Origin of the sequence: Pseudoxanthomonas putridarboris (assembly GCF_038321125.1) — a bacterium.
Taxonomy (GTDB): Bacteria; Pseudomonadota; Gammaproteobacteria; order Xanthomonadales; family Xanthomonadaceae; genus Pseudoxanthomonas_A; species Pseudoxanthomonas_A putridarboris.
Genome location: NZ_JBBWWT010000003.1, coordinates 346,567 through 370,123, shown reverse-complemented (window position 1 = coordinate 370,123; position 23,557 = coordinate 346,567). Strand labels below are relative to the sequence as shown.

Sequence of the window (23,557 nt, the reverse complement as noted above, 5' to 3'; positions counted from 1 at the left end):
CATGAAGACTCGCAAGCTCACATCCTCCGTCCTGCTGGTCCTGGCCGTCGCCGCCTGCAGCCCCAAGGTCGAAACCCGCACCGATGTTTCCGACGCGGCATCGCCCGTGGCGGATTTCCAGAGCGAACACGCCGCGTGGGTGAAACAGCGCGCCGAAGAGTTGAGCAAGCCCGACGGCTGGACCAGCCTCACCGGCCTGCATTGGGTCGAGGCGAAAAAGCAAAGCGTGGGAGGGGGCGAAGAAAATGCCATCCGCCTCGCCATCGCACCGGAACGATTGGGCGAAGTGGAGCAGCGCGCGGACGGTCTGTACTTCACCGCCGCCGAGGGTGTGGCCATCACCGCCGACGGCCAGCCACTGCAGGGCGCGGTGCTGTTGAAGCCGGAAGGGCGGGGTGGCGGTACCCGGCTGGCGTATGACGCGGGCAAGGGCCAGATCACCGCGATCAAGCGCGGCGACCGCCTGGCCCTGCGCGTGCGCCACGCCGATGCGCCGGCACGCCTGAATTTCGGCGGTCTGGACTTCTTCCCGGCCGATGAACCCTGGCGCGTACAGGCGCGCTTCGTGCCGCACCCGGCCGGCAAGACCTTGCCGATCGTGAACCTGATCGGCGACATCAATGAAAATCCGAACCCCGGTTACGTCGAATTCGAGAAGGATGGCCGTACCTGGCGGCTGGAAGCGCTGGGCGATCCGGCCAAGAGCCTGAACCTGATATTCCAGGACAAGACCAGCGGCCAGCAAACCTACGGGGTCGGCCGCTACCTGCACACCGACGCGGTGGCGGCCGACGGTACGGTCACGGTGGATTTCAATCGCGCCTACAACCCGCCCTGCGCCTATACCGCCTTCGCCACCTGCCCGCTGCCGCCGCCGGAGAACCGCCTGGCGCAGAAGGACGAAAACGGCCAGGTGGTGCGGCTGGCGGTGCTGGCCGGCGAGAAGAAATACGCGCTGGCGCAGCATTGACTTCGACTGGGTCCGCGACAACAAGGAAGTGGCCGATATACCTTGTGGGAGCGACGTCAGTCGCGACCGGAAACCCAACCGTCGCGACTGACGTCGCTCCCACAAGTACAAGGATGGTTGCCCGGGCCTATAAGCCGAATCCTCGCGAGCCGGAGGGTCAGGTTCCGGCCCCTGCATCTGGAATCTCCGGCCGTTCCCGGGAAAAGGCATCCTGGAACCATTTCCTGAGCGCCACGATATCCGCGCGCATCTCCAGTTCTTCCGCGCAACAGAAGAAATAGGCGTCGCCGGCCAGCGTCTGTGCGAACGGCGCCTCCAGCAAGCCTGCGGCCATCGCGTCGGCCACCAGCACTCGGCTCACGATGACCACGCCCTGCGCGGCGATGGCCGCTTGCACGGCCAGCATGCTGTCGGGAAATCGGGGGCCCGCATTGGCGTCCAGTCCAGCGATGCCGGCCTTGGCGCACCAGTGGAACCAGTCCGGGGCCGGGGCTGGGCGGTTCCGTCCATCGATATGGATCAATGTCGCGCCCGACAGGTCCTCGGGACGCGACAAGCCGAGCTTCGGGCTGCAAACGGGCACCAGCACATCGTCGCAAAGTCGTGCGCTGGCGGTGCCCGGATAGGGACCGCGCCCGTAACGGATCGCGACCTCGATGCCGCCCGCCCGCAGGTCCTCCGGAATGTCCGAAGCGTGCAGCCGGAGGTTCGACATCGGCATGGCGCGATGCAGCGCATCCAGTCGCGGCACCAGCCAGTGGCCCAGGAAAGCGGTGAAGGACGAGAGCGTGATGGTCGTGGGCCCGGCATCGATCCGCAGCAATGCGACGGCGCGCTCGATCTCGGCGAACCCTGCGGCCGTCGCCTGATAGAGCGCGGTTCCGGCCGCGGTGAGCTTCACGGCCCGGGGAGTGCGGTCCAGCACGCGAAGCCCCAGATGGCTTTCGAGTTGCTTGATCTGATGGCTGATGGCCGTCGGGGTGACGAAGAGTTCCTCGGCGGCCGCCTTGAAGCTCGATCTGCGCGCGACGGCCTCGAATGCGCGCAGGGCGGACAAGGGCGGCAACCTGGTGTGTCGCATGGTGAATTCAGCTCATCATAGAGTTTAGAAATTCGATTTTTACTCTTCCTTTCAGAGAGGTTAGCTTTCCAGGAAGCGTTTTATGGATAGTTTTCCTCATCTTAGCGGAGAATGGCCGTGGTCGAGTTGGTGGCGGGTCTCATCGATGTCTTCGCCGATGCGCCGTTGACGGGGAACCCGCTCGCCGTCGTGCAGGACGCCGACGATCTGACCGAAGCCCAGATGCGACGGCTCGCCGGCGAGTTCAACCAGGCCGAAACCACCTTCATCATGCGCAGCGAGCGGGCGGACCGGAAATTGCGTTCGTTCACCGCGAGCGGCGTGGAAGTGGGCGGCGCCGGCCACAACGCCCTCGGGGCGTGGCTATGGCTGGGCGAGCGTGGCGAACTGGGCGCGCTGGCCACGCCCCGGACCTTTCATCAGGAAATCGGCGCGGACGTGCTGCCTATCCGGCTCGAGCGGATCGACGGCCGCGTCCATGGCCACATGAGACAGGCTTCGCTGCGCCTGTCGCCGCCGCTGGAGGACGTCGCGCGGCTGGCGGCGGCCCTCGGTCTGGATGCCGGCGATATCCTGCCCGAACCGAAACCGCGCCCCGCCGATACCGGCGCCGCGCACCTGATGGTGCGCGTCGTCGACGCCGGCGCGGTCGACAAGGCCCGCCCGAATGCGGAAGCGCTGTTCGCCGTGCTCGAATCGGCGCCCGCGGAAGGCTGTTACGTCTACGCCTTCGATGCCGATGCCCCGGATGCGGCGTACGCACGATTCTTCAACCCGACCATCGGCTTGTGGGAGGATGCGGCGACCGGTACCGCCGCCGGCCCGCTGACCGCTTTTCTGGCCGCCGAGGGGCTCCTGAAGAGCGACGCGACGCTGGCGATAGAGCAAGGGGTGAAGATGGGACGGCGGAGCATCCTGCGGGTTCGCCTGACGCCCGATCCGGAACTGTCCGGCGCCGGCATCGTCGTGCTGGCCGGGACCCTCCGTCTTTAGTTCCCTGTACATGGCGGACAGCGACGTGATCAACGCTCATGTCGACCGGAGCTACCGCGACATGGACTTCGACCGGACCCAGGACCGCAAGGACGTAGCCGACACCGTCGCGGCCTGATCCACCGCAGGCATGGCATCACGGGGAAGCCCGGCATCCTGCCGGGCTTCTTTATTTGGCGATGAGGCGTCCGCTTTCGGCGGCTTCCCGCGTTTGTTGTCTCAGAACATGGGGTGAAGGCGACGTCGGTCGCTCCCCGCGCAAGCAACCAATACGGAACGGGGGATATCGCCACGTGGCGCAGACACGCATCCAGGGATTCCGCGTGGCGGGGGTCAGCACCTGCGTGCCGGCGCGGCGCGTGGACAACCTGGCCGAAGCCGAGCATTTCGGCGCCGACGAGGTGCGCAAGGTCGTGTCGATGGCCGGCGTCCGCTACCGGCACGTCGTCGATGCCGGCGTGACGTCGGCCGACCTGTGCCTGGAGGCGGCGGCGCGGCTGCTCGAGCGGCTGGACTGGTCGCCCGACAGCATTTCGGGGCTGGTGTTCGTGACCCAGTCGCCGGACTACTTCCTGCCTTCCACCGCCTGCCTGCTGCACAAGTGGCTGGGGCTTCCCGACAGTTGCGCGGCCTTCGACATCGGCCTGGGCTGCTCCGGCTATCCCTACGGCCTGTATCTGGCCGCCACCATGCTGAAGGGCGGCGGCCACACGCGCATCCTGATGCTGCACGGCGAAACGCCGAGCCGCTTCACCGATCCGGACGACCACGCGACCACGCTGCTGTTCGGCGATGCCGGCTCGGCCACGGCGCTGGAACTGAGCGACGATGGCGAGGCCAGCTTCTGCCTGCACACCGATGGCGGCGGGCACGAGGGACTGATCATCCGGGGCGGCGGCTTCCGCGACCGGCAGCCCTCACAGCCCCGGCACCTGCACCTGGAAATGGACGGCGCGGCGATCTTCAACTTCACCATCAAGCGGGTGCCGTCGCTGGTGCGCGATGCGCTGGCGCTCGCCGGGAAGGAGACCGACGACATCGACCAGTACGTCTTCCACCAATCCAACCGTTTCATCATGAAACACCTGGCCAAGAAGTGCGGGCTGCCGGACGAACGCGTGCCGATGACCATCGAGGACACCGCCAACTGCGGCGGGCCCTCGGTGGCGGTCACGCTCACGCGCAGCGCCGGCGACGCCGGCTCGCCGCGCACGGTGATGCTGGTCGGTTACGGCGTGGGACTGTCCTGGGCGTCGGCGGTGCTGACGCTGCCCGCCGGAGCCGTCATGCTGCACGGCGAATACGATGCAACGGCGGTGCGTCCATGAGCGCACCACGCCTGAGCATGCAGGAAGCGTTGCAGATGCTGGCCGACGCCTTCGCCGAGCCCGCGCCGCTGGCATCCGACATGCGGCGGGACGAAGTGGCCGGCTGGGACTCGATGGGCGCGCTGATGCTGATGGCGGAACTGGACGATCGCTTCGGCCTGCAGTTGAGCGCCGAACAATCCAAGGCCATGCAGGTGGTGGACGATGTGCTGGACTTCCTGCGCCAGCACGGCGTACTGGATGGGTAGCATGGCGGCGGAACCGCGGCCACCGCCGGACTTCGAGCGCACGACGCGGATCTTCGCGCGGGCGCTGGGTTGGTCGCCGGACGAACTGCTCGCCCGGTTCAGGCCGGCGGGCGAAGCCGACCTGGAAGCATTGCTGGCATTCCGCGACCGCACGGGCTGGGACGACGAGGCTTATGTGCGCTGGCGCTACGGGATCGGCCACGGGCACGAACACGCCTACGGGCGGTTGTGGATCGTGCGCCACGAGGACGGTCCCGTGGTCGCCGCGATCGGCACGGAGGTACAACCGATCCGGCATGCCGGCGTCGTCCATGCCGGCCAGCTGCTGATGGACGTGCAGCTGGACCCCGCGCTGGAGGGCGCGGGAGGCGGGGCATGGCTGAACCAGGCGATGTTCGGCCACGCCGACGCCACGCTGGCCGTGGGCGGCAATACGCATTCGATGGGGCTGGTCAGGCGGCTCTTCGCGCCTTTGCCGCCACGCTCCCACCACGTGCTGCCGCTGGACGCCGCGGCGGTGTTGCGCCGTCGCGGCACGCCGGCGATGCTGGCGGCGGTGGTGGGGCCGGCGATGGATGTCGGCTGGCGCATCCGCAACCGTGTGCTGGCGTCGCGGTCGCCGCGCGACATCCGGGTGCAGGAGGTCGCTTCCGTCAGCGCGGAGTGGCTCGAGCCTCTCTACGCGGCGCTGTCCCCGGCGACCGCCTGTGTCGCGCCCGGCGCGGCGCAACTGCAATGGCGCCTGCGCGACAATCCGCGCGCGGCCTATCGTCTTTACATCGCCATGGATGGCGAGCGCTGCGTCGGTTATCTCGCCGCGCGGCAGACCCCGGTGGGCGTGGATGGGGAAACCGGCATGCACCTGATCGACTGGAAGCTGGCCGATGGCGATGCGGAAGCGGTGCTGGCCGCGCTGCTTTCGCACGTCGTGCCGCTGGCGCGGCGGCAGGGCTGCAGCAAGGTGTTCACTACCTGCCTGGCGCCGGCGGCCGAGGGCGCGCTGGAACGTTGCGGGTTCCTGCGCGGCCAGCCGGGGGCGCACCTGCTGACCGGCATCCGCACCACGACCGGCCTGCCGACGGATGCACGGACGCCGCACTGGCAGATCACCGACCTCAGCTTCGATAGCGATGGCGGCTACTGACGGCGCCGCCACCGGCCGGGAGGCCCCGCCATGTGCGGCATAGCCGGGCTGGTGGTTCCGGCCGGGGCACCCTCGCCATCGGAGCCCATGCTGGCCGCGATGATCGCGGCATTGCGGCATCGCGGCCCGGACGGCAGCCGCGTGCGCATCGACGGGCAGGTGGGCCTGGCGCATGCGCGCCTGTCCATCATCGACCCGGAGGGCGGCTGGCAGCCGATCCACAATCCGGATCGCACGGTGTGGGTGATCTTCAACGGCGAGATCTTCAACCACGTCGAGTTGCGCGAAACGCTCGAGCGCCTCGGCCACCGCTTCTACACCGACTCCGACACCGAGGTCATCGTCCACCTGTACGACCGCTACGGCGACGATTTCGTCGAACATCTCAACGGCCAGTTCGCCATCGCACTGCACGACACGCGTCGCCAGCGCCTGGTGCTGGCGCGCGACCGGGTCGGCATCCGGCCGCTCTACGTCAGCCGGCATGGCGGCGGGGTGGCGTTCGCTTCGGAAGTGAAGGCGCTGTACGCCCGTAGCGGACAGCCGCGCGGACTGGACGTGAGGGCACTGGGGGAGACGTTCTCGTTCTGGAGCACGCTGGGCACGCGCACCGTGTTCGCCGGCATCGAACAGTTGGCGCCGGGGCACACGATGGCGTTCGACCTGCGCGACCCCGCGCTGGCGCCGGTGGTGAAGCGCTACTGGCAATGGCGCCACCTGCTAGGCGATGGCGCATGGCGCAGCGAAGACGATGTGGCGGAAGAACTGCATGCCTTGCTCGTGGATGCGGTGCGCCTGCAGCTGCGCGCCGACGTGCCGGTGGGCGCCTACCTCAGCGGCGGCCTGGATTCATCGGTGATCGCCACGTTGATCCGCCGTCATACGCCGACGCCGCTGCGCACGTTCTCGCTGGGTTTCGCCGATGCCGAATTCGACGAACGGCCGTACCAGCGGCTCATGGCCGAATCGCTGGGCACCGAGCACAGCGAGGTCGTGGTGTCCCATGCGGATATCGCGGCCGCATTCCATCGCGCCGTGCTGCATGCCGAGGCGCCCCTGGTGCGCACGGCGCCGGTGCCGCTGATGTTGTTGGCCGGGCACGTGCGGCAGGCGGGCTACAAGGTGGTGCTGACCGGGGAAGGCGCCGACGAAGTCTTCGCCGGCTACGACCTGTTCAAGGAGGCCAAGCTGCGGCGTTTCATGGCCCGCCAGCCCGACAGCCCGTGGCGGGGCAGGTTGCTGGAACGCCTGTATCCGTACCTGGCGCATTCGCCGGTGCGCTCGCGCGGTTTCGCCGAGCGCTTCTTCCAGGAGGGCGCCGGCCAGCTCGGGCAGCCGTGGTTCGCGCACCTTCCCCGCGTCCGCAGCACCCAGCGCGTGCTGCGTTTCCTGCATCCCGACCTGCGCGAACAACTACAGGCCTGGGACCCGCTGCGGACGCTGGCCGAGCAGCTTCCGCCGGACATCGACGGATGGCCCGCGCTGGCGCGCGACCAGCATGTCGAATCGGCCACGCTGCTGTCCGGCTACCTGCTCTCGTCGCAGGGCGACCGCATGAGCATGGCGCAATCGGTCGAGGGCCGGTATCCATTCCTCGACCATCGCGTGATCGAACTGGCCAACCGCATGCCGGCGCACTACAAGCTGCGCGGATTGCGGGAGAAGCACATCCTCAAGCGCGCCATGCGCGACGAATTGCCCGAGGCGGTGCTCCGCCGCCACAAGCAGCCCTATCGGGCGCCGGACAGCGCCTGTTTCTTCGCCGGTGGCGAGGCGCTGCCGTGGGTACGGCAGGCCCTGCAACCGGATCGCCTCGCCGCCTGTGGCCTATTCGACACCACGGCCGTGGACCACCTGGTGGAGAAGTGCCGCAATGGGCGGGCCATCGGCTTCCCGGACAACATGGCGTTCGTCGGCATCCTGTCCATGCTGGCGCTGCACGAAGCGTTCGTGCAGGGGCGGGGAGAGGCCTGATGCTGCTGCACGCCCTGTTCGCCCACACCGTGCAACGCCAGCCCGACGAGCTGGCGCTGGTGTACGGCGGGCAACGCCTGAGTTTCCTCGAACTGGACCGGCGGAGCCGGGCGATGGCGAGCCTGCTGGAACAGCAGGGCGTGGGCGCGGGCGACCGCATCGGCCTGCTGCTCGACAACAGCGTCGAAATGGCCATCGCGCTGTGGGCGGTGCTGCGCATCGGGGCCGTGGCCATGCCGTTCAATCCGCAGACCAAGGCCGACAAGCTGGGCGCCCTGTTGCGGCGCACGGATGCCCGCCTGCTGCTGACGCAGGCGTCGTTGGCGCCGGCCTGGCGCGCGGCGCGCGCCAGCTGCGAGCACCTGCGGCATGTCTGGGTGCTCGGCGCGGACTGGCGGCCGGAACAGGCGGGGGAGGTGCGCTGGCCCGACCTGGAGCAGGCGCAAGTGCCGGCAATGTGGGTCGACGAGATGGTGGACGAGGATGCGCTCGCCCTGATCAGCCACACCTCCGGCACCACCGGGCTGCCGAAAGGCGTGATGCTGAGCCATCGCAACCTGGTCAGCATCACCCGCTGCATCGCCGCCTACCTGGCGATACGGCAGGACGACATCCTGTTCAGCGCGCTGCCGTTGAGCTTCAACTACGGTCTGACCCAGTTGCTGCTCGCGCTTTCCACCGGCGCGACCCTGGTGCTGGAGCGGTCGTTCGCATTCCCCGCGCAGGGGCTGGAGGTCATGTCCCGCGAGCGGGCGACGCTGTTCGCGGCCGTGCCCACCATGTACGCCATGCTGCTGGGATTCCGCGACCTGTCGCGCTGGGACCTGTCGTCGCTGCGGCTGATGACCAGCGCCTCGGCGCCGCTGCCGTACGCGATGCAGCAGCAGTTGCGGCAGCGCCTGCCGTCCGCCCGGCTGTGCGTGATGTACGGGCAGACCGAATGCACCCGCATCAGCTATCTGCCGCCGGAACTGGTGGACGAGCGCCCCGGCAGCGTCGGCCGGGGGCTGCCGGGCCAGGACTGTTGGCTGATCGACGAACACGGCCAGCGGCTGCCCTGGGGCGAAAGCGGCGAACTGGTGGTGCAGGGCGACCATGTGATGCTGGGCTACTGGCAGGCGCCGGCCCTGACCGCCGAAAAACTCTTCACCGACCCCGGCAGCGGCCGGGTGGCCATGCGCACCGGCGACCTGTTCCGCAGCGATCCCGATGGCTGGCTGTACTTCGTCGCCCGCAAGGACGACATCATCAAGACGCGCGGCGAAAAAGTCAGCCCGCACGAGGTCGAGCAGGCCATCCAGCGCATTCCCGGCGTGGTCGAATGCCTGGTGGGCGGCGTGGCGGATCCGCTGCTCGGCGATGCGATCAAGGCCTGGGTGGTGGTGTCGGCGGACAGCGGGCTGGTCGAGCGCGACATCATCCGCCACTGCCTGGCGACGCTGGAAAACCACATGGCGCCCAAGCACGTGGCCTTTGTCGACGCGTTACCACGTACTCCTACCGGAAAGCCCACCCGACAAGGCCTGTCATGAGCGTAGCCCCATCCGAGATCCAGACCACGATGCATGCGATCAAATCCACCGTACGCCAGTACATCCAGGAGAACTTCCTGATGGGGGCCGCCGAGTCCTATGCCGACGACGCCTCCTTCATGGACGCGCAACTGCTGGATTCCACCGGCTTCCTGGAACTGGTGCAGTTCCTGGAGGAGACCTACGGCATCAAGGTCGAGGACGAGGAGATGATGCCGGACAACCTGGATTCGCTGGATGCGATAGCGCGCTTCGTCCAGCGCAAGCAGGCCGCATGAAGGCGCTGGGTCCGCACGTGCTGGAGATCGACCTGGAAAGCGAGGCCGCGCGCATCGCCGACTGGATGCGCGAGACCACGCGCAGGCTCCGTCGCAAGGGGCTGGTGGTGGCGATGTCGGGCGGCATCGACAGCTCGGTCTGCGCTGCGCTGGCGGTGCGCGCCGTGGGCGCGGCGCGCGTGCAGGGCTTGCTGCTGCCCGAGCGCGATTCCAGCGGCCAGTCGACCCGCCTGGGCCGCCTGCTGGCCGGGCACTTGGGCATCGCGCACGAACAGCACGACATCGCCCCGGCGCTGGAGGCCATCGGCTGCTACCGCGACCGCGACGCCGCGATCCGCCAGGTCTTCCCGGACTATGGCGACGGCTGGAAGAACAAGATCGTCCTGCACGGCGGCATCGACGGCGGCATCAACTTCTACAAGCTGGTGGTGCAGTCGCCCGCGGGCGACACGCGCGAAGCGCGCCTGCCGCCGCAGGCCTACCTGCAGATCGTCGCGGCGACCAACCACAAGCAGCGCCTGCGCAAGACGCTGGAGTACTACCACGCCGACCGCCTGAACTACGCCGTGGTCGGCACGCCCAACCGGCTGGAGTACGACCAGGGTTTCTTCGTGAAGAACGGCGACGGCTCGGCCGACCTCAAGCCGATCGCGCACCTGTACAAGACGCAGGTCTACGCGATGGCGCGGCACCTCGGGTTGCCGGAGGAGATCTGTTCCACCACGCCGACCACCGACACCTACAGCCTGCCGCAGGGCCAGGACGAGTTCTATTTCGCGCTACCGTATGCGCAGATGGACCTGGCGTTGTGGGCGCACGGGCAGGACCTGCCCGCGGGCGATCTGGCCGATGCGCTTGGGATACCGGTGCAGCGCGCGCAGGCCATCCATGCCGATATCCAGGCCAAGCGTCGCGCAGCGGAGTACTTGCACGCGCCGCCGGCCAGATTGCCGGCGTGACCGGCGTCAGCGCAGCCAGTCGTCGGTGGCGTCCAGCATCGCCTTGCGGCTGAGCAGCAGATCCCAGAAGCTGCCGCCCAGCTGGCGCCACAGCACCGCCGAACGCACCGCGGCCAGCAGGATCGCGCGGATTTCCGCCACCACGTCGGGCTGGCCCAGGTAGTGCGGGTTGCCCTGCACCATGACGCGGGGACGCAAATGGCTGACGGTATCGGCGTACAGGCCACCCAGCGCCGACAGCACGTCGGGATGCGTGCTGCCCAGTTGCTGCGCGCGCGGCGCGATGTCCTGCAGGCCCCGCGCGACCGCATCGACGGTTTCGCCTTCGCGCACGAAGCGGCGCTCGAGTTGCAGCACCGACATGGCCAGGCGGGGCAGGGCGTCGTCGCGGGTTTCCCGGGCCAGGTGGCCGCGCAGCACGCGCAGGCCGGTGGCCAGGTCGCCGGGACGGCCGTAGACGGCCAGCGTGGAATCCGCGTCCATGCGGAACACACTGTCCAGCGACGCCTGCACCACGGAGGCCTCGGACTGTCCGGTCTCGGCGATGCGCCTGACCTGCTGCAAGGCCTGTGCGAGACCGGCCAAGGCCAGCACACGGTCGGAATATCGGTTGCTCAAGCTGCCTGCTCCGCGAGTTTCTGTTCAAGGGGGGCGTCGGTGCGGGCGATGACGGCACCGCCCAGGCACTCTTCGCCGTCGTACAGCACCAGCGACTGGCCGGGCGTCACCGCCCGTTGCGGGCGCGCGAAGCGCACGGCCACGCTGCCATCGTCGCGCACCTGCACGGCGCAGGCCTCGTCGGCCTGGCGGTAGCGCGTCTGCGCGGTGCATTCGAAGGTGCCGGCGGGCGGGGCACCCGCTATCCAGTGCGCGTCTTCGGTCCACAACCGGCTGGAATGCAGGTAGGGACTGTGCGTGTCCTGGTCCACGTACAGCACATTGCCGGCCACGTCCTTGCCGACCACGTACCACGGCGCCTGCGCGCGACCCTTCACGCCGCCGATCTGCAGCCCTTCGCGCTGGCCGAGGGTGAAGTAGAACACGCCCGGATGCTCGCCGATCACGTGGCCCTGCGGGTCGCGCATCTCGCCGCGCCTGGCCGGCAGGTAGCGGCCCAGGAACTCGCGGAAATCGCGCTCGCCGATGAAGCAGATGCCGGTGGAGTCCTTCTTGTCGTGCGTGGGCAGGCCGGCCTCGCGCGCGATGCGGCGCAGGTCGGTCTTCTGCAGTTCGCCGATCGGGAACAGCGTGGCCGACAGTTGCGCCTGCCCCAACTGGTGCAGGAAGTAACTCTGGTCCTTGCCGCGGTCCATGCCGCGCAGCAACCGCCAACGTCCGTTGTGCAGCTCCACGCGAGCGTAGTGGCCGGTGGCGATCTTCTCGGCGCCCAGTTCGCGAGCCGCGTCGAGGAAATGCTTGAACTTCACTTCACGGTTGCACAGCACGTCCGGGTTGGGCGTGCGGCCGGCCGCGTATTCGGCCAGGAAATGCTCGAACACGCCCTGCCAGTATTCCTTCGAGAAATCGCGGAAATGGAAGGGGATGCCCAGCCGTCCGCAGACCGCGACGGCGTCGCGGCGGTCGTCCTCCGCACGGCATTCGCCGGTCGCCGCTTTCGGTTTCCTGCCTTCAGCGGCACTCGCGCTGTCCTGCGCATCGCCATCATCGGCCCAATTCTGCATGAACAGGCCGGCGACGCTTTCGCCCTGCTGCACCAGGCGCAGCGCCGCCACCGACGAATCCACGCCGCCCGAGACACCGACGATCACCCGAGGTCTGGATGTCATGCGGCCACCGTAACGTCCGCGAGACCGGACCCGCATGGCACGAACCCACCTCTCCCGAGTGCGGGGGAGACTGGAAGAGAGCAGGGGCGAGGGAACCGCTTCATGTGATCTGCCGCAGCGTCGAAAGCGGCGAACGACGGCCCGCCAGATAGTCCTGCACGGCCTGCCACACCAGCGGGCTGCGGTGGCGGTCGGCCTGTTGCTGAAGCTCGGTGGGGCTCATCCACACGGCCCGCACGATGCCGTCGTCCAGCGCGCGCGCCGGATCGTGGCGCACCGGCTCGGCGGCGAACGCGAAGCGCAGGTAGTGCCTTCCGCCGCTCCCATCGGGATTGACCGCTTTCCACTGGTAGGCGCCAATGAAGGCGGTCGGCTCGACGTCCCAGCCGGTCTCTTCCAGCGTCTCGCGGCGGGCGGCTTCCAGCAGGCTTTCGTCCGGCTCCAGGTGGCCGGCGGGCTGGTTGAACACCAGCCGCCCCTGGGCACGTTCTTCCACCATCAACAGCTTGCCGTCGCGGACCACCACGGTGGCCACGGTCACGTCGGGTTGCCAGAAACGGCCCTCGCGATAGCTCACTTACAGTTCGTCCTTGTCGCCGGACAGTTCGATTTCCATGTTGTCGGCCGTTTCCGACGCGATGTCCATGGCGCTTTCCAGTGCGGCCGCGTCCACGCTGTCGGGCAGCTTGATGGCGAAGTACAGCACGTCGCCGGAGATCTCCCAGCTGCCCAGCTTCTTGCCACGGCTCTCGGCCAGCAGTTCCAGCGCCTTCTTGCCGTCGATGCCGTCGGCGGTCACGCGGCCGGCCGGGGCGAAGACCTCGCGGATGCTCAACCCGTTGACCTGCTCCGTGCCGCCGGAGACGAAGACCAGTTGGGTGCGGTTCTCCTGCTTGTAGGAGTAAGTGACCTTGTAGTCGCCGTCGTCATCGAGCTCGTACTGGATGCCGCGGGCCTTCAGGCGCGCTTCCACCGAAGCATCGGCCGCCAGCGCGGGCGTGGCGGCCAGCGCCGCGCACAGTACGGAGAGGAATGACAGGCGGGCGGTTCGCTTCATGATCGGATCTTGGCCAAGGGAAGCCACATTGTGGCGGCGGGCGTGCAGCGCGTCCATGCCGCGGGCGGCGGGCGGTACAGCCCAGCGCCATGCGGGGCCCGTATAATCCACGCATGGCCCGCAAGAACGAAAACGAGCGCGATCACGGCGTACTGGTGGAAACCAGCAAGCCCGAGGTCGCCCCGCCACCGCTGTACCAGGTGCTGCTGCTGAACGACGATTACACGCCGATGGACTTCGTGGTCCTGGTGTTGCAGCAGTTCTTCGCGATGGACCTGGAAAAGGCCACCCAGGTGATGCTGCACGTCCACACCCGCGGGCGCGGGGTCTGCGGGGTGTACACGCGCGAGGTGGCCGAATCCAAGGTGGCCCAGGTCAACGAGTTTTCCCGTATGAACCAGCATCCATTGCTGTGCACGATGGAGAAATCCTGAGTTGGCCCGGGCACGCAAGTGTCCGGGCCGTCCGGTTCCGGTGTGGGGGCGCCGCCAAGGTCGCACAAGGCAACGATTCCTGAACACTGAAATCCGGTAGGGTGATGGAAATCCACCCGCCAGGCCGCATATTGTCGGCATAGGCCCCGGAGGCAACCATGTTCAGCAAAGACCTCGAACAAACCATCGGTCAGTGCTACAAGCGCGCCCGCGAGGCGCGCCACGAGTTCATGACCGTCGAGCACCTGTTGCTCGCCCTGTTGGAAAACCCGTCCGCCCAGGCCGTGCTCAAGGCCACCGGCGCCGATGCCCTGCGCCTGCGCGAGGACCTGGAACAGGCCATCGAGGCCTCCGTGTCGCGCCTGGCCGAGGACGATGGCCGCGACACCCAGCCCACGCTGGGCTTCCAGCGCGTGCTGCAGCGCGCCGTGTACCACGTGCAGTCGTCGGGCAAGAAGGAGGTCACCGGCGCCAACGTGCTGGTCGCCATCTTCGGCGAAAAGGACTCCCACGCGGTCTACTTCCTCAACCAGCAGGACGTGACCCGGCTGGACATCGTCAACTACCTGTCGCACGGCATCGCCAAGCAGGGTGAGGAGAACGAGGGCGCCAGCCAGCAGGACGGCGAGGGCAAGGCCGAAGGCGCCGAAGGCGAGGGCAAGGGCGACGCGCTGACGGAATTCGCCAGCAACCTCAACGACATGGCCCGCCAGGGCCGCATCGACCCGCTGGTGGGCCGCAGCGACGAGGTCGAGCGGACCATCCAGGTGCTGTGCCGCCGCCGCAAGAACAACCCGCTGTACGTCGGCGAGGCCGGCGTGGGCAAGACCGCCCTGGCCGAAGGCCTGGCCAAGCGGATCGTCGACGGCGAGGTGCCGGACGTGCTGCTGGACGCCACCATCTACTCGCTGGACCTGGGCGCGCTGGTGGCGGGCACCAAGTACCGCGGCGACTTCGAGAAGCGCCTGAAGGGCGTGCTGGCGGCGATCAAGAAGATCCCCGGCGCGATCCTGTTCGTGGACGAGATCCACACCATCATCGGCGCCGGTTCCGCCAGCGGCGGCACCATGGACGCCAGCAACCTGATCAAGCCGGCGCTGGCGTCGGGCGAGCTGCGCTGCATCGGCTCGACCACGTTCCAGGAATACCGCGGCATCTTCGAGAAGGACCGGGCGCTGGCCCGGCGCTTCCAGAAGATCGACATCGTCGAGCCCACCGTGGGCGAGACCTACGAGATCCTGCAAGGCCTGAAGCCCAAGTACGAGGCGCACCACGGCGTGACCTACGCCGACGACGCGCTGCAGGCGGCGGTGGACCTGTCGGTCAAGCACATCGGCGACCGCCTGCTGCCGGACAAGGCCATCGACGTGATCGACGAGGCCGGCGCCCGCCAGCGGCTGCTGCCGCTGGAAACGCGCAAGGAACTGATCGACGTCGAGGAGATCGAGACCATCGTGGCCAAGATGGCTCGCATTCCGGCCAAGCAGGTGTCCTCGTCCGACAAGGACGTGCTGCAGCACCTGGAGCGCAACCTGAAGATGGTGATCTTCGGCCAGGACCCGGCCATCGAGACGCTGGCCTCGGCCATCAAGCTTGCGCGCAGCGGCCTGGGCAACCCGGACAAGCCGATCGGCAACTTCCTGTTCGCCGGCCCCACCGGCGTGGGCAAGACCGAGGTGACCAAGCAGCTCGCCCTGCAACTGGGCATCGAACTGGTCCGCTTCGACATGAGCGAGTACATGGAGCCGCATTCGGTCAGTCGCCTGATCGGCGCGCCTCCGGGCTACGTGGGCTTCGACCAGGGCGGCCTGCTGACCGAGAAGATCGTCAAGACGCCGCATTGCGTGCTGCTGCTGGACGAGGTGGAGAAGGCCCATCCGGACATCTTCAACATCCTCTTGCAGGTCATGGACCGCGGCGTGCTGACCGACACCAACGGGCGCGAGGCCAACTTCAAGAACGTCATCCTGGTGATGACCACCAACGCGGGCGCCGCCCAGGCCTCGCGCCGCACCATCGGCTTCACCCGGCAAGACCATTCCACCGATGCGATGGAAGTCATCCGGCGCAGCTTCACGCCGGAGTTCCGCAACCGCCTGGACGCCATCGTGCAGTTCCAGGGCCTGGGCTTCGACCACATCCTGCGGGTGGTGGACAAGTTCATCATCGAGCTGGAAATGCTGTTGCAGGAGAAGCACGTCAGCCTGTCGGCCACGCCGGCGGCGCGCGACTGGCTGGCCCAGCACGGTTTCGACCCGCTGATGGGCGCCCGCCCGATGGCGCGCCTGATCCAGGACAAGGTCAAGCGACCGCTGGCCGACGAACTGCTGTTCGGCAAGCTGATCAACGGCGGCCGCGTCAGCATCGACGTGCGCGATGGCGAGCTGGTGGTGGACGCGCAGGCCGAGCCGGAGCGGTTGTTGCCGGCGACGGTGTGATCCTCGCCGGTTCCGTTCGCTGAAAAAGAAAGGCGGCCCATGGGCCGCCTTTCTTCTTTCCCACGTAGTGGGCTTCAGCGTCTGCTGCGCTTCTTGCGCTTGGTGAATTCCTCGGCGCTGATCGTCTCGACGGAAGCGACCCGGCAGGTGTCGCGGTTGGTCTGCACGCGCGTGTCGTCGGCGCACAGCCGGTTGGCCTGGCCCTCGGTGCTGATATCGATGCGCGAGGTGGTGGTGATGGAACTGCAACTTTGCTGGAACGCGACGCGGTAGTGGTCGCTGCCGTTGCGGAGGAAGAATTGCTGCCCGCCGGCCGCGCGCACGATTTCCTGATCGTTGCCAAGGTCCACGCAGTCGGTGATCGCTTCGCCCGCGGCGGCGGCCATCGGTGCGGCGGCGAATGCCAGCGCAAGCGCAAGCAGGAAGGGGGCAGGGCGACGGGAGTTCATGGCGGCTCTCTTCTTGGTCAGCGTCCGGGATTGAACGCTGCGCCATGCTGAAGCGGTCGCCGCCCCGGCGAATCTGCCTGAAGTCGCCATGACCACCGACCCGGTGCCGTTGGTCACGGGTTCCTCGATGCAAGTTTCCAGAACGCGGAAAGCGGCCGTCGGCCGCTTTCCAATCAAACACTTATGAAAATTATTTCATGCGATAGGTGATACGACCCTTGGTCAGGTCGTAGGGGGTCATTTCGACCTTCACCTTGTCACCGGTCAGGATGCGGATGTAGTTCTTGCGCATGCGGCCGGAGATGTGGGCGATGATCTCGTGCCCGTTTTCCAGCTTGACCCGGAACATGGTGTTGGGCAGCGTCTCGATGACGGTGCCTTCGAATTCAATGGAGTCGTCTTTCGACATGTAGACCTGTGGTGTGCCGCGGGAGAATGGCTGGCGCCATAAAGCCCGGCATTGTACTCCGGAGTCGACCCGCGTGCAAAAATTCCGTTAGGGCGCACCGGGAGGGGACAGGTCGCGCGCAGGCAGCCGGCCGAACCGGGCCTGCCAATCGTGCGGCGTGTCCGCCGCGCTGGCCAGCGATTCCACTTGGGCCAGGAAGGCGTCGCGCGGCATCGAGACGGCGCCGAGGGTCGGCAGGTGGTCGTTTTCCACCTGCGCGTCGATCAGCGGCCATCCCCATTCCAGCAGTCGCCGCGCCAGTCCCGCCAGCGCCACCTTCGAGCCGCCGGATCGGCCGCTGAACATGCTTTCGCCGAAGAACATCCGGCCGATGGCGACACCGTAGATGCCGCCGACCAGTTCGCCGCCGTCGAACACCTCCACCGAGTGCGCATGGCCCAACCGGTGCAGTTCGCCGTAGGCCGCCTGCATGTCGCGGGTGATCCAGGTGCCCTGCTGGCCGGGGCGTGGCGCCTGGGCGCAGGCGGCGACCACCTGCGCGAAGGCGGTGTCGGCACGCACCTCCCAGTCCGACCGGCGCAAGCCGCGGCGGAAGCGGGAGGACAGCCTGACGTCCTGCGTATGGAACACCATGCGCGGGTCGGGCGACCACCACAGCAGCGGCTGGTCCTCGGAGAACCACGGGAAGATGCCGCCGCGGTACGCGTTGAGCAGGCGCGGCACCGACAGGTCGCCGCCGACCGCCAGCAAACCGTCCGGCTGGCGAAGGGCGAGATGCGCTGGCGGGAACGGTGCGTGCGGATCGTCCGGCAACAGAAAGGGATGCTGGCTCATGCCCCCATTGTAGGAGCGCCCTCGGGCGCTCCTACACGGAGCGTTTGAACGGCGAGTGCGCATCCAGTGTCCGGGCGTACCGCCGCACCGCACGGGTCTCCTCTTCGCACCACTGCGCCAGCGCCAGGGCGAACTCCGGATGGGCGATCCAGTGACGGCTGCGCACGAACGTGGGCAGGAAACCGCGGGCGATCTTGTGCTCGCCCTGCGCGCCGGGTTCGAACGCCGTCAGGCCTTCGCGCAGGCAGTAGTCGATGCCCTGGTAGTAGCAGGTCTCGAAATGCAGTCCGGGCAGCGCCGCGTCCGCGCCCCAGTAGCGTCCGTACAGCGTGTCGCCGCCGCGCAGGCAGAGCGCTCCGGCGATGGGCTGGCCGTCGTGGTCGGCCAGGAAGAAGACCAGTTGCCGCGGCATCGTCTGCGCAAGGTGCCGCAGGAAGGGCAGGGTCAGGGCGGGCGAGTTGCCGTAATCACGGAACGTGCGCAGATAGAAACCGAACATCGCCTCCAGGTCCTCATCGCTGGCCTCGTCGCCGTGCACCACCCGGAACGTCACGCCGGCCCGCTGCACCTTGGCGCGTTCCTGGCGGATGTTCTTGCGGTGCTTGTGGTCGAAATCGGCCAGGAAGCCATCGAAGTCCCGCCAATGGCCGGGGTTGCGCCAGTGGTACTGCACGTCGGTACGCGGCAGCCAGCCCGGCGGGAAGGCATGGTCTTCCTCTTCGGTGTGGAAGTTGACGTGGGCCGAGGACAATCCGTGTGCCGTGGCTTCCGTGGTGATGGCCTGCAGCAAGTGGCCTTGCAGGTCCGGGCGCGCGGTCAGCAGGCGCGGACCGGTCACGGGCGAGTAGGGCACCGCGCCCAGCCATTTCGGGAAGTAGTCCAGCCCGTGCCGCGCATAGGCATGGGCCCAGGCATGGTCGAACACGAATTCGCCGTGCGAGTTGTGCTTCAGGTAGCCCGGCGCCGCGGCCACCAGGGCATCGCCTTCCCACAGCGTCAGGTGGCGCGGCGTCCAGCCCCAGTCTTCGCGCAGGCAGCCGTGCTGTTCCAGCCCGTGCAGAAAGGCGTGGGAGACGAACGGGTTGCGACCCCCATGCAAAGCATCCCATGCCGTGGCCGGGATACTGGCGAGTGTCGGGAAAGCGACTGTCTGCAAGGTCAGGCGGGAAGGGTGTAGCGAACCTTGCCCTGGTCCAGGGCGATGACGCCGCGCCTGGACAGTTCACCGATTATCCGGTCCAGTGCAACGTCGTCCAGTTTCTTGCCGAACCACGCCGAGATCATCGTCCGTAGTGTCTTGTCCTTCTGCGGGCGGCTCTTTGGCATGCCCCTAAGCTTATCGATCACGCCGTCCACTTGTTCGTCCCTGGGCGATTCAGTGAGGGCGCGCAGAATGGGGATCGCGTCGATCGATGCAGATCGCTTGCTGTAGACACCTCTGTCCTTTAGATGCGCGATCAATGGGTCGAAGCCCGTGTCCTTCGAGATGATGTGGAAGAACGACTCGGGATCAGCTGCCGATATCCGGCCGATGTAATAGGCGATGTGAAAATCGAGCGCATTCGGTCCGTTGCCGGAGATGCGGACGTACTCCGCCCGGTTGCCCAGCGACTGCATGGCAGTCACCAGATCGATCGGCAATTTCGCAAGTGATGCACCGATGAACACTTTCACGCGGAAATGCTCGGCCTCCAGCAGCACCAGGTTCTTCGGCTGCACATTCTCGTAGTCAATCAGGACGTAGTTCGTGCGCATCCGTGCCGCAGGCCTAACTATCCTTGTCCAGGAACCGCTCCGCGTCCAGCGCCGCCATGCAGCCGAACCCGGCCGAGGTGATGGCCTGGCGGTAGTGCTGGTCGGTGACGTCGCCGGCGGCGAACACGCCGGGGATGGTGGTGGCGGTGGCGTTGCCCTCGATGCCGGAACGGATCTTCAGGTAGCCGTTGCTCATGTCCAGCTGGCCTTCGAACAGGCCGGTATTGGGCGTATGGCCGATGGCGACGAAGAAGCCGTGCACGTCGATGTCGCGCGTGCCGCCGTCCTGCACCGACTTCACCCGGATGCCGGTCACGCCGGCGTCGTTGCCCAGCACTTCGTCCACGGTGTGGTGCCAGACCGGCTCGATCTTGCCGGCCTGGATCTTGGCGAACAGCTTGTCCTGCATGATCTTTTCCGCGCGCAGGGTGTCGCGGCGGTGCACCAGGTAGACCTTGCGGGCGATGTTGGACAGGTATAACGCTTCCTCCACGGCGGTGTTGCCGCCGCCGATCACGGCCACGTCCTGGTCGCGGTAGAAGAAGCCGTCGCAGGTGGCGCAGGCGGACACGCCGCGGCCCTTGAAGGCCTCTTCGGAGGGCAGGCCCAGGTACTTGGCGGTGGCGCCGGTGGCGATGATCAGGGCGTCGGCGGTGTACTCGCCGCTGTCGCCGATCAGCTTGAACGGCCGCTGCGACAGGTCGGCGGTATGGATATGGTCGAAGATCACCTCGGTCTCGAAACGCTCGGCATGCGCCTGCATGCGCGACATCAGGTCCGGGCCCATCAGGCCATGGGCATCGCCCGGCCAGTTGTCCACTTCGGTGGTGGTCATCAGCTGGCCACCCTGCTGCAGGCCGGTGATCACGACGGGCTTCAGGTTGGCGCGGGCGGCGTAGACGGCGGCGGTCCAACCGGCGGGGCCGGAGCCCAGGATCAGCAGGCGGCAGTGCTTCGAAGTGCTCATGTATACTCGCGAAAGGGTGGAAAACAGGCATGCGGTGCCGCCATCACGCGCTGCTCGCAGGCGCATAGAGTGGCGGTGCGGTCAGGTCTAATCAAGGCACGCGGATGGAAAGCGGTGGTGCATGGGCCGGTTCCCCTGTTCGACATGACGCTGTGCCTCGAGGCGCGGCGTTTTTTGTATGCAGGCCCGCGATGCGGTAACGGAGGCGGATCATGGGGTGGCTGATATCCGCCTCTGATTCGTTTATTATCAAGGACTAATGACATTTTCCTAAGGTCTGATCGAAAGGTGGCAAAACAGCTCCCGGAAAGCGGCAAATCCAAGGGCGCCAACGCGGCCGCGCGCAAGCAGGCCGCCGCCAATCCGCGCCGCCAGAAACTGTGGCGCGACCTGGCGCTGATCGCCATCGCGCCGTTGCTGCTGTACCTGCTGGCCAGCCTCTTCACCTTTTCGCCCACCGACCCGAGCTGGTCGCAGGCTGGCAGCCTGACCGCGCCGGTCAGGAACATGGGCGGCCTGGCCGGGGCCTGGGTGTCGGCCATGCTGCTGGCGTTCTGCGGTTACGTGGCCTTCCTGCTGCCGGTCATCCTGGGCGCGGTGGCGTGGATCGCGCTGTTCGGCATGGACAGCGACGGCGATGGCGATGCGGACCTGGGGCCGGCGCTGCGGCTGGTCGGCATGGTGGGGTTCCTGATTTCCGCCAGCGGCCTGCTGTACCTGCGCGGCGTTTCCGCGGCCGCGCTGCCCGAAGGGGCGGGCGGCATCCTCGGCTCGCTGGTGGGCAAGTCGCTGCTGGCCGGGTTCGGCAGCCTGGGCGGCAACCTGTTCCTGCTGGTGCTGTTCCTGGTGTCGGTGACGCTGTCGACCGGCCTGTCGTGGTTCGCGGTGATGGAGCGCATCGGCAAGTACGTGTTGATGGTCCCGGACCTGTTCCGTCGCGGCAGCCAGCAGGCCAACGAGTGGCAGCAGACCCGCGCGATGCGCGAGGAACGCGAGATCGTCCGCAAGATCGACGCCGTGGCGCGCGCCAAGCGCGATCCGGTGAGGATCGAGCCGCCGCCGGCGCCGGTCATCGAGAAGAGCGAGCGCGCCAAGCGCGAACAGCAGATCCCGTTGTTCCACGGCACCGGCGGCGACGAATCCGGCCTGCCGCCGCTGTCGCTGCTGGACGATCCCAAGCCGCAGACCAAGGGCTATTCCGAGGAAACCCTGGAAACGCTGTCGCGGCAGATCGAATTCAAGCTGAAGGACTTCCGCATCGACGCGCAGGTGGTCGGCGCCTATCCGGGCCCGGTCATCACCCGTTTCGAGATGGAACCGGCGCCGGGCGTGAAGGTCAGCCAGATCAGTTCGCTGGACAAGGACATCGCGCGCGGCCTGTCGGTGAAGTCGGTGCGCGTGGTGGACGTGATCCCGGGCAAGTCGGTGATCGGCCTGGAGATCCCCAACACCAGCCGCGAGATGATCTTCCTCTCCGAACTGCTGCGCTCGAAGGAATACGATAAGTCCGGCAGCGTGCTGACGCTGGCGCTGGGCAAGGACATCGCCGGCCGGCCCACGGTGGCCGACCTGGCGCGCATGCCGCACCTGCTGGTGGCCGGCACCACCGGTTCGGGCAAGTCGGTGGCGGTCAACGCGATGGTGCTGAGCCTGCTGTACAAGGCCTCGCCGAAAGACCTGCGCATGCTGATGATCGACCCGAAGATGCTGGAGCTCAGCGTCTACCAGGGCATCCCGCACCTGCTGGCGCCGGTGGTCACTGACATGAAGGAGGCCGCCAACGGCCTGCGCTGGTGCGTGGCCGAGATGGAGCGCCGCTACAAGCTGATGAGCGCGGTGGGCGTGCGCAACCTGGCCGGCTTCAACAAAAAAGTGAAGGACGCGCAGGACGCCGGCCAGCCGATGATGGACCCGCTGTTCAAGCCGAACCCGGACCTGGCCGAAGCGCCGCGCCCGCTGGAGCCGATGCCGTTCATCGTCATCTTCATCGACGAATTCGCCGACATGATGATGATCGTCGGCAAGAAGGTCGAGGAATTGATCGCCCGCCTGGCGCAGAAGGCGCGTGCGGCCGGCATCCACCTGATCCTGGCCACGCAGCGCCCGTCGGTGGACGTGATCACCGGTTTGATCAAGGCCAACATCCCCACCCGCATCGCTTTCCAGGTCAGCTCGAAGATCGACTCGCGCACCATCCTGGACCAGTCCGGCGCGGAGACGCTGCTGGGCCACGGCGACATGCTGTACCTGCCGCCGGGCACCGCCATGCCCGAGCGCATCCACGGCGCCTTCGTCAGCGACGAGGAAGTGCACCGCGTGGTCGAGCATCTCAAGGCCAGCGGCAGCGCCGACTACATCGAAGGCGTGCTGGAGGAAGTGCAGACCATGGGCGACGGCATCGTCGTCGGCCCGACCGGCCTGCCCGAATCCGGCGGCGGTGGTGGCGACGAGTCCGACCCGCTGTACGACGAGGCGGTGAAGATCGTCACCGAGAGCCGCCGCGCGTCGATCTCCGGCGTCCAGCGCCGATTGAAGATCGGCTACAACCGCGCCGCCCGCCTGATCGAGGCGATGGAAGCGGCCGGCGTGGTCAGCCCGCCCGAACACAACGGCGACCGCCAGGTGCTGGCGCCGCCGCCGCCGCGGTAATCGTCACTGTCCTCGTGGATGTTTCCCATGCGGGAATGTTTTCCATGTGGGAGCGACGTGAGTCGCGACGATGAACAGCAAAGCCCTCGGACACGGATCGAGGCAGATGAGTGCCTCAGGGGTTTTGTCTTGCGCATCCAGGTTTTCCGGTCGCGACTCACGTCGCTCCCACAGTGATGGGAGGCGATGCTGGCCCTGAACACATTCGGGCTTCATTTCCTCCTGTTCAGTTTTCCCCCGCCACACTTCATCCATCCTGTCTCCACCGGAA

The 23,557-nt window shown here is 67.3% G+C and carries 23 protein-coding genes; 12 read left to right on the top strand and 11 right to left on the bottom strand.

All coding sequences use genetic code 11. From position 1 onward, the window contains the following. Position 1: 1 nt before the first annotated feature. Complete coding sequence (locus tag AAD027_RS09170) at positions 2–970, top strand: DUF1684 domain-containing protein (protein ID WP_341725714.1); 969 nt, start codon at positions 2–4, stop codon at positions 968–970. A 157-nt stretch (positions 971–1,127) separates the two neighbouring features. Here AAD027_RS09170 and AAD027_RS09165 read toward each other — a convergent pair whose 3' ends face one another. Then, positions 1,128–2,027, bottom strand: coding sequence for a LysR substrate-binding domain-containing protein (locus AAD027_RS09165; RefSeq protein WP_341725713.1), 900 nt, complete (start codon positions 2,025–2,027; stop codon positions 1,128–1,130). A gap of 135 nt (positions 2,028–2,162) precedes the next feature. Between AAD027_RS09165 and AAD027_RS09160 the strand changes: the two genes are divergently transcribed. The 8 genes from AAD027_RS09160 to nadE all read left to right on the top strand — a co-directional run bounded on the left by AAD027_RS09160 (position 2,163) and on the right by nadE (position 10,507). Then, positions 2,163–3,044, top strand: coding sequence for a PhzF family phenazine biosynthesis protein (locus tag AAD027_RS09160; RefSeq protein ID WP_341725712.1), 882 nt, complete (start codon positions 2,163–2,165; stop codon positions 3,042–3,044). Between the two features lie 293 nt (positions 3,045–3,337). Continuing rightward, the gene (locus tag AAD027_RS09155) at positions 3,338–4,372 is read left to right on the top strand and encodes a 3-oxoacyl-ACP synthase III family protein (RefSeq protein ID WP_341725711.1); all 1,035 of its coding nucleotides are present in this window, start codon (positions 3,338–3,340) and stop codon (positions 4,370–4,372) included. After that, the gene (locus tag AAD027_RS09150; RefSeq protein ID WP_341725710.1) at positions 4,369–4,620 is read left to right on the top strand and encodes an acyl carrier protein; all 252 of its coding nucleotides are present in this window, start codon (positions 4,369–4,371) and stop codon (positions 4,618–4,620) included. The genes AAD027_RS09155 and AAD027_RS09150 overlap by 4 nt, the downstream gene beginning before the upstream one ends. A gap of 1 nt (position 4,621) precedes the next feature. After that, entirely contained in the window at positions 4,622–5,764 is a 1,143-nt protein-coding gene (locus AAD027_RS09145; protein ID WP_341725709.1) for a hypothetical protein, read from the top strand. A 30-nt stretch (positions 5,765–5,794) separates the two neighbouring features. Then, entirely contained in the window at positions 5,795–7,738 is a 1,944-nt protein-coding gene (asnB, locus tag AAD027_RS09140) for an asparagine synthase (glutamine-hydrolyzing) (protein ID WP_341725708.1), read from the top strand. Continuing rightward, positions 7,738–9,270 carry a class I adenylate-forming enzyme family protein gene (locus AAD027_RS09135; RefSeq protein WP_341725707.1) on the top strand — a complete coding sequence of 511 codons (1,533 nt, stop codon included), beginning with the start codon at positions 7,738–7,740 and terminating at the stop codon, positions 9,268–9,270. The genes asnB and AAD027_RS09135 overlap by 1 nt, the downstream gene beginning before the upstream one ends. Further along, positions 9,267–9,548 carry an acyl carrier protein gene (locus AAD027_RS09130; protein WP_341725706.1) on the top strand — a complete coding sequence of 94 codons (282 nt, stop codon included), beginning with the start codon at positions 9,267–9,269 and terminating at the stop codon, positions 9,546–9,548. The genes AAD027_RS09135 and AAD027_RS09130 overlap by 4 nt, the downstream gene beginning before the upstream one ends. After that, a complete protein-coding gene (nadE, locus tag AAD027_RS09125; RefSeq protein ID WP_341725705.1) occupies positions 9,545–10,507 on the top strand; it encodes an NAD(+) synthase in 963 nt (320 codons plus the stop codon). The genes AAD027_RS09130 and nadE overlap by 4 nt, the downstream gene beginning before the upstream one ends. 6 nt (positions 10,508–10,513) lie before the next feature. On the opposite strand, the gene hflD is transcribed toward nadE, so the two are convergent. The 4 genes from hflD to AAD027_RS09105 all read right to left on the bottom strand — a co-directional run bounded on the left by hflD (position 10,514) and on the right by AAD027_RS09105 (position 13,351). Further along, the gene (hflD, locus tag AAD027_RS09120) at positions 10,514–11,125 is read right to left on the bottom strand and encodes a high frequency lysogenization protein HflD (protein ID WP_341725704.1); all 612 of its coding nucleotides are present in this window, start codon (positions 11,123–11,125) and stop codon (positions 10,514–10,516) included. After that, on the bottom strand, positions 11,122–12,294 hold the full coding sequence (mnmA, locus tag AAD027_RS09115; protein WP_341725703.1) for a tRNA 2-thiouridine(34) synthase MnmA: 1,173 nt from the start codon (positions 12,292–12,294) through the stop codon (positions 11,122–11,124). Before mnmA ends, hflD begins: the two co-directional genes overlap by 4 nt. 100 nt (positions 12,295–12,394) lie before the next feature. After that, positions 12,395–12,871 (bottom strand): NUDIX hydrolase, encoded by a 477-nt coding sequence (locus tag AAD027_RS09110; protein WP_341725702.1) that lies wholly within the window; start codon positions 12,869–12,871, stop codon positions 12,395–12,397. Beyond that, positions 12,872–13,351: a hypothetical protein gene (locus tag AAD027_RS09105; RefSeq protein WP_341725701.1), complete on the bottom strand. Its 480-nt coding sequence runs from the start codon at positions 13,349–13,351 to the stop codon at positions 12,872–12,874. A 113-nt stretch (positions 13,352–13,464) separates the two neighbouring features. Between AAD027_RS09105 and clpS the strand changes: the two genes are divergently transcribed. Together clpS and clpA are read left to right on the top strand one after the other, a co-directional pair. After that, positions 13,465–13,785, top strand: a complete 321-nt coding sequence (gene clpS / locus AAD027_RS09100) for an ATP-dependent Clp protease adapter ClpS (protein ID WP_341725700.1) — start codon at positions 13,465–13,467, stop codon at positions 13,783–13,785. A gap of 158 nt (positions 13,786–13,943) precedes the next feature. Beyond that, positions 13,944–16,223 (top strand): ATP-dependent Clp protease ATP-binding subunit ClpA, encoded by a 2,280-nt coding sequence (gene clpA, locus AAD027_RS09095; RefSeq protein ID WP_341725699.1) that lies wholly within the window; start codon positions 13,944–13,946, stop codon positions 16,221–16,223. Positions 16,224–16,297: 74 nt separating this feature from the next. On the opposite strand, the gene AAD027_RS09090 is transcribed toward clpA, so the two are convergent. The 6 genes from AAD027_RS09090 to trxB form a co-directional block, all read right to left on the bottom strand. Beyond that, positions 16,298–16,789 (bottom strand): hypothetical protein, encoded by a 492-nt coding sequence (locus AAD027_RS09090; protein WP_341725698.1) that lies wholly within the window; start codon positions 16,787–16,789, stop codon positions 16,298–16,300. Between the two features lie 73 nt (positions 16,790–16,862). Further along, positions 16,863–17,081 (bottom strand): translation initiation factor IF-1, encoded by a 219-nt coding sequence (gene infA, locus AAD027_RS09085; RefSeq protein WP_341725697.1) that lies wholly within the window; start codon positions 17,079–17,081, stop codon positions 16,863–16,865. A gap of 87 nt (positions 17,082–17,168) precedes the next feature. Further along, entirely contained in the window at positions 17,169–17,915 is a 747-nt protein-coding gene (aat, locus tag AAD027_RS09080; protein WP_341725696.1) for a leucyl/phenylalanyl-tRNA--protein transferase, read from the bottom strand. Between the two features lie 31 nt (positions 17,916–17,946). Then, positions 17,947–19,071, bottom strand: coding sequence for a GNAT family N-acetyltransferase (locus AAD027_RS09075; protein ID WP_341725695.1), 1,125 nt, complete (start codon positions 19,069–19,071; stop codon positions 17,947–17,949). Positions 19,072–19,073: 2 nt separating this feature from the next. Further along, positions 19,074–19,670 (bottom strand): PIN domain-containing protein, encoded by a 597-nt coding sequence (locus AAD027_RS09070; protein ID WP_341725694.1) that lies wholly within the window; start codon positions 19,668–19,670, stop codon positions 19,074–19,076. A 13-nt stretch (positions 19,671–19,683) separates the two neighbouring features. After that, entirely contained in the window at positions 19,684–20,637 is a 954-nt protein-coding gene (gene trxB / locus AAD027_RS09065; RefSeq protein WP_341725693.1) for a thioredoxin-disulfide reductase, read from the bottom strand. A 288-nt stretch (positions 20,638–20,925) separates the two neighbouring features. Between trxB and AAD027_RS09060 the strand changes: the two genes are divergently transcribed. Further along, positions 20,926–23,286 (top strand): DNA translocase FtsK, encoded by a 2,361-nt coding sequence (locus AAD027_RS09060; RefSeq protein ID WP_341725692.1) that lies wholly within the window; start codon positions 20,926–20,928, stop codon positions 23,284–23,286. Positions 23,287–23,557: the final 271 nt, after the last annotated feature.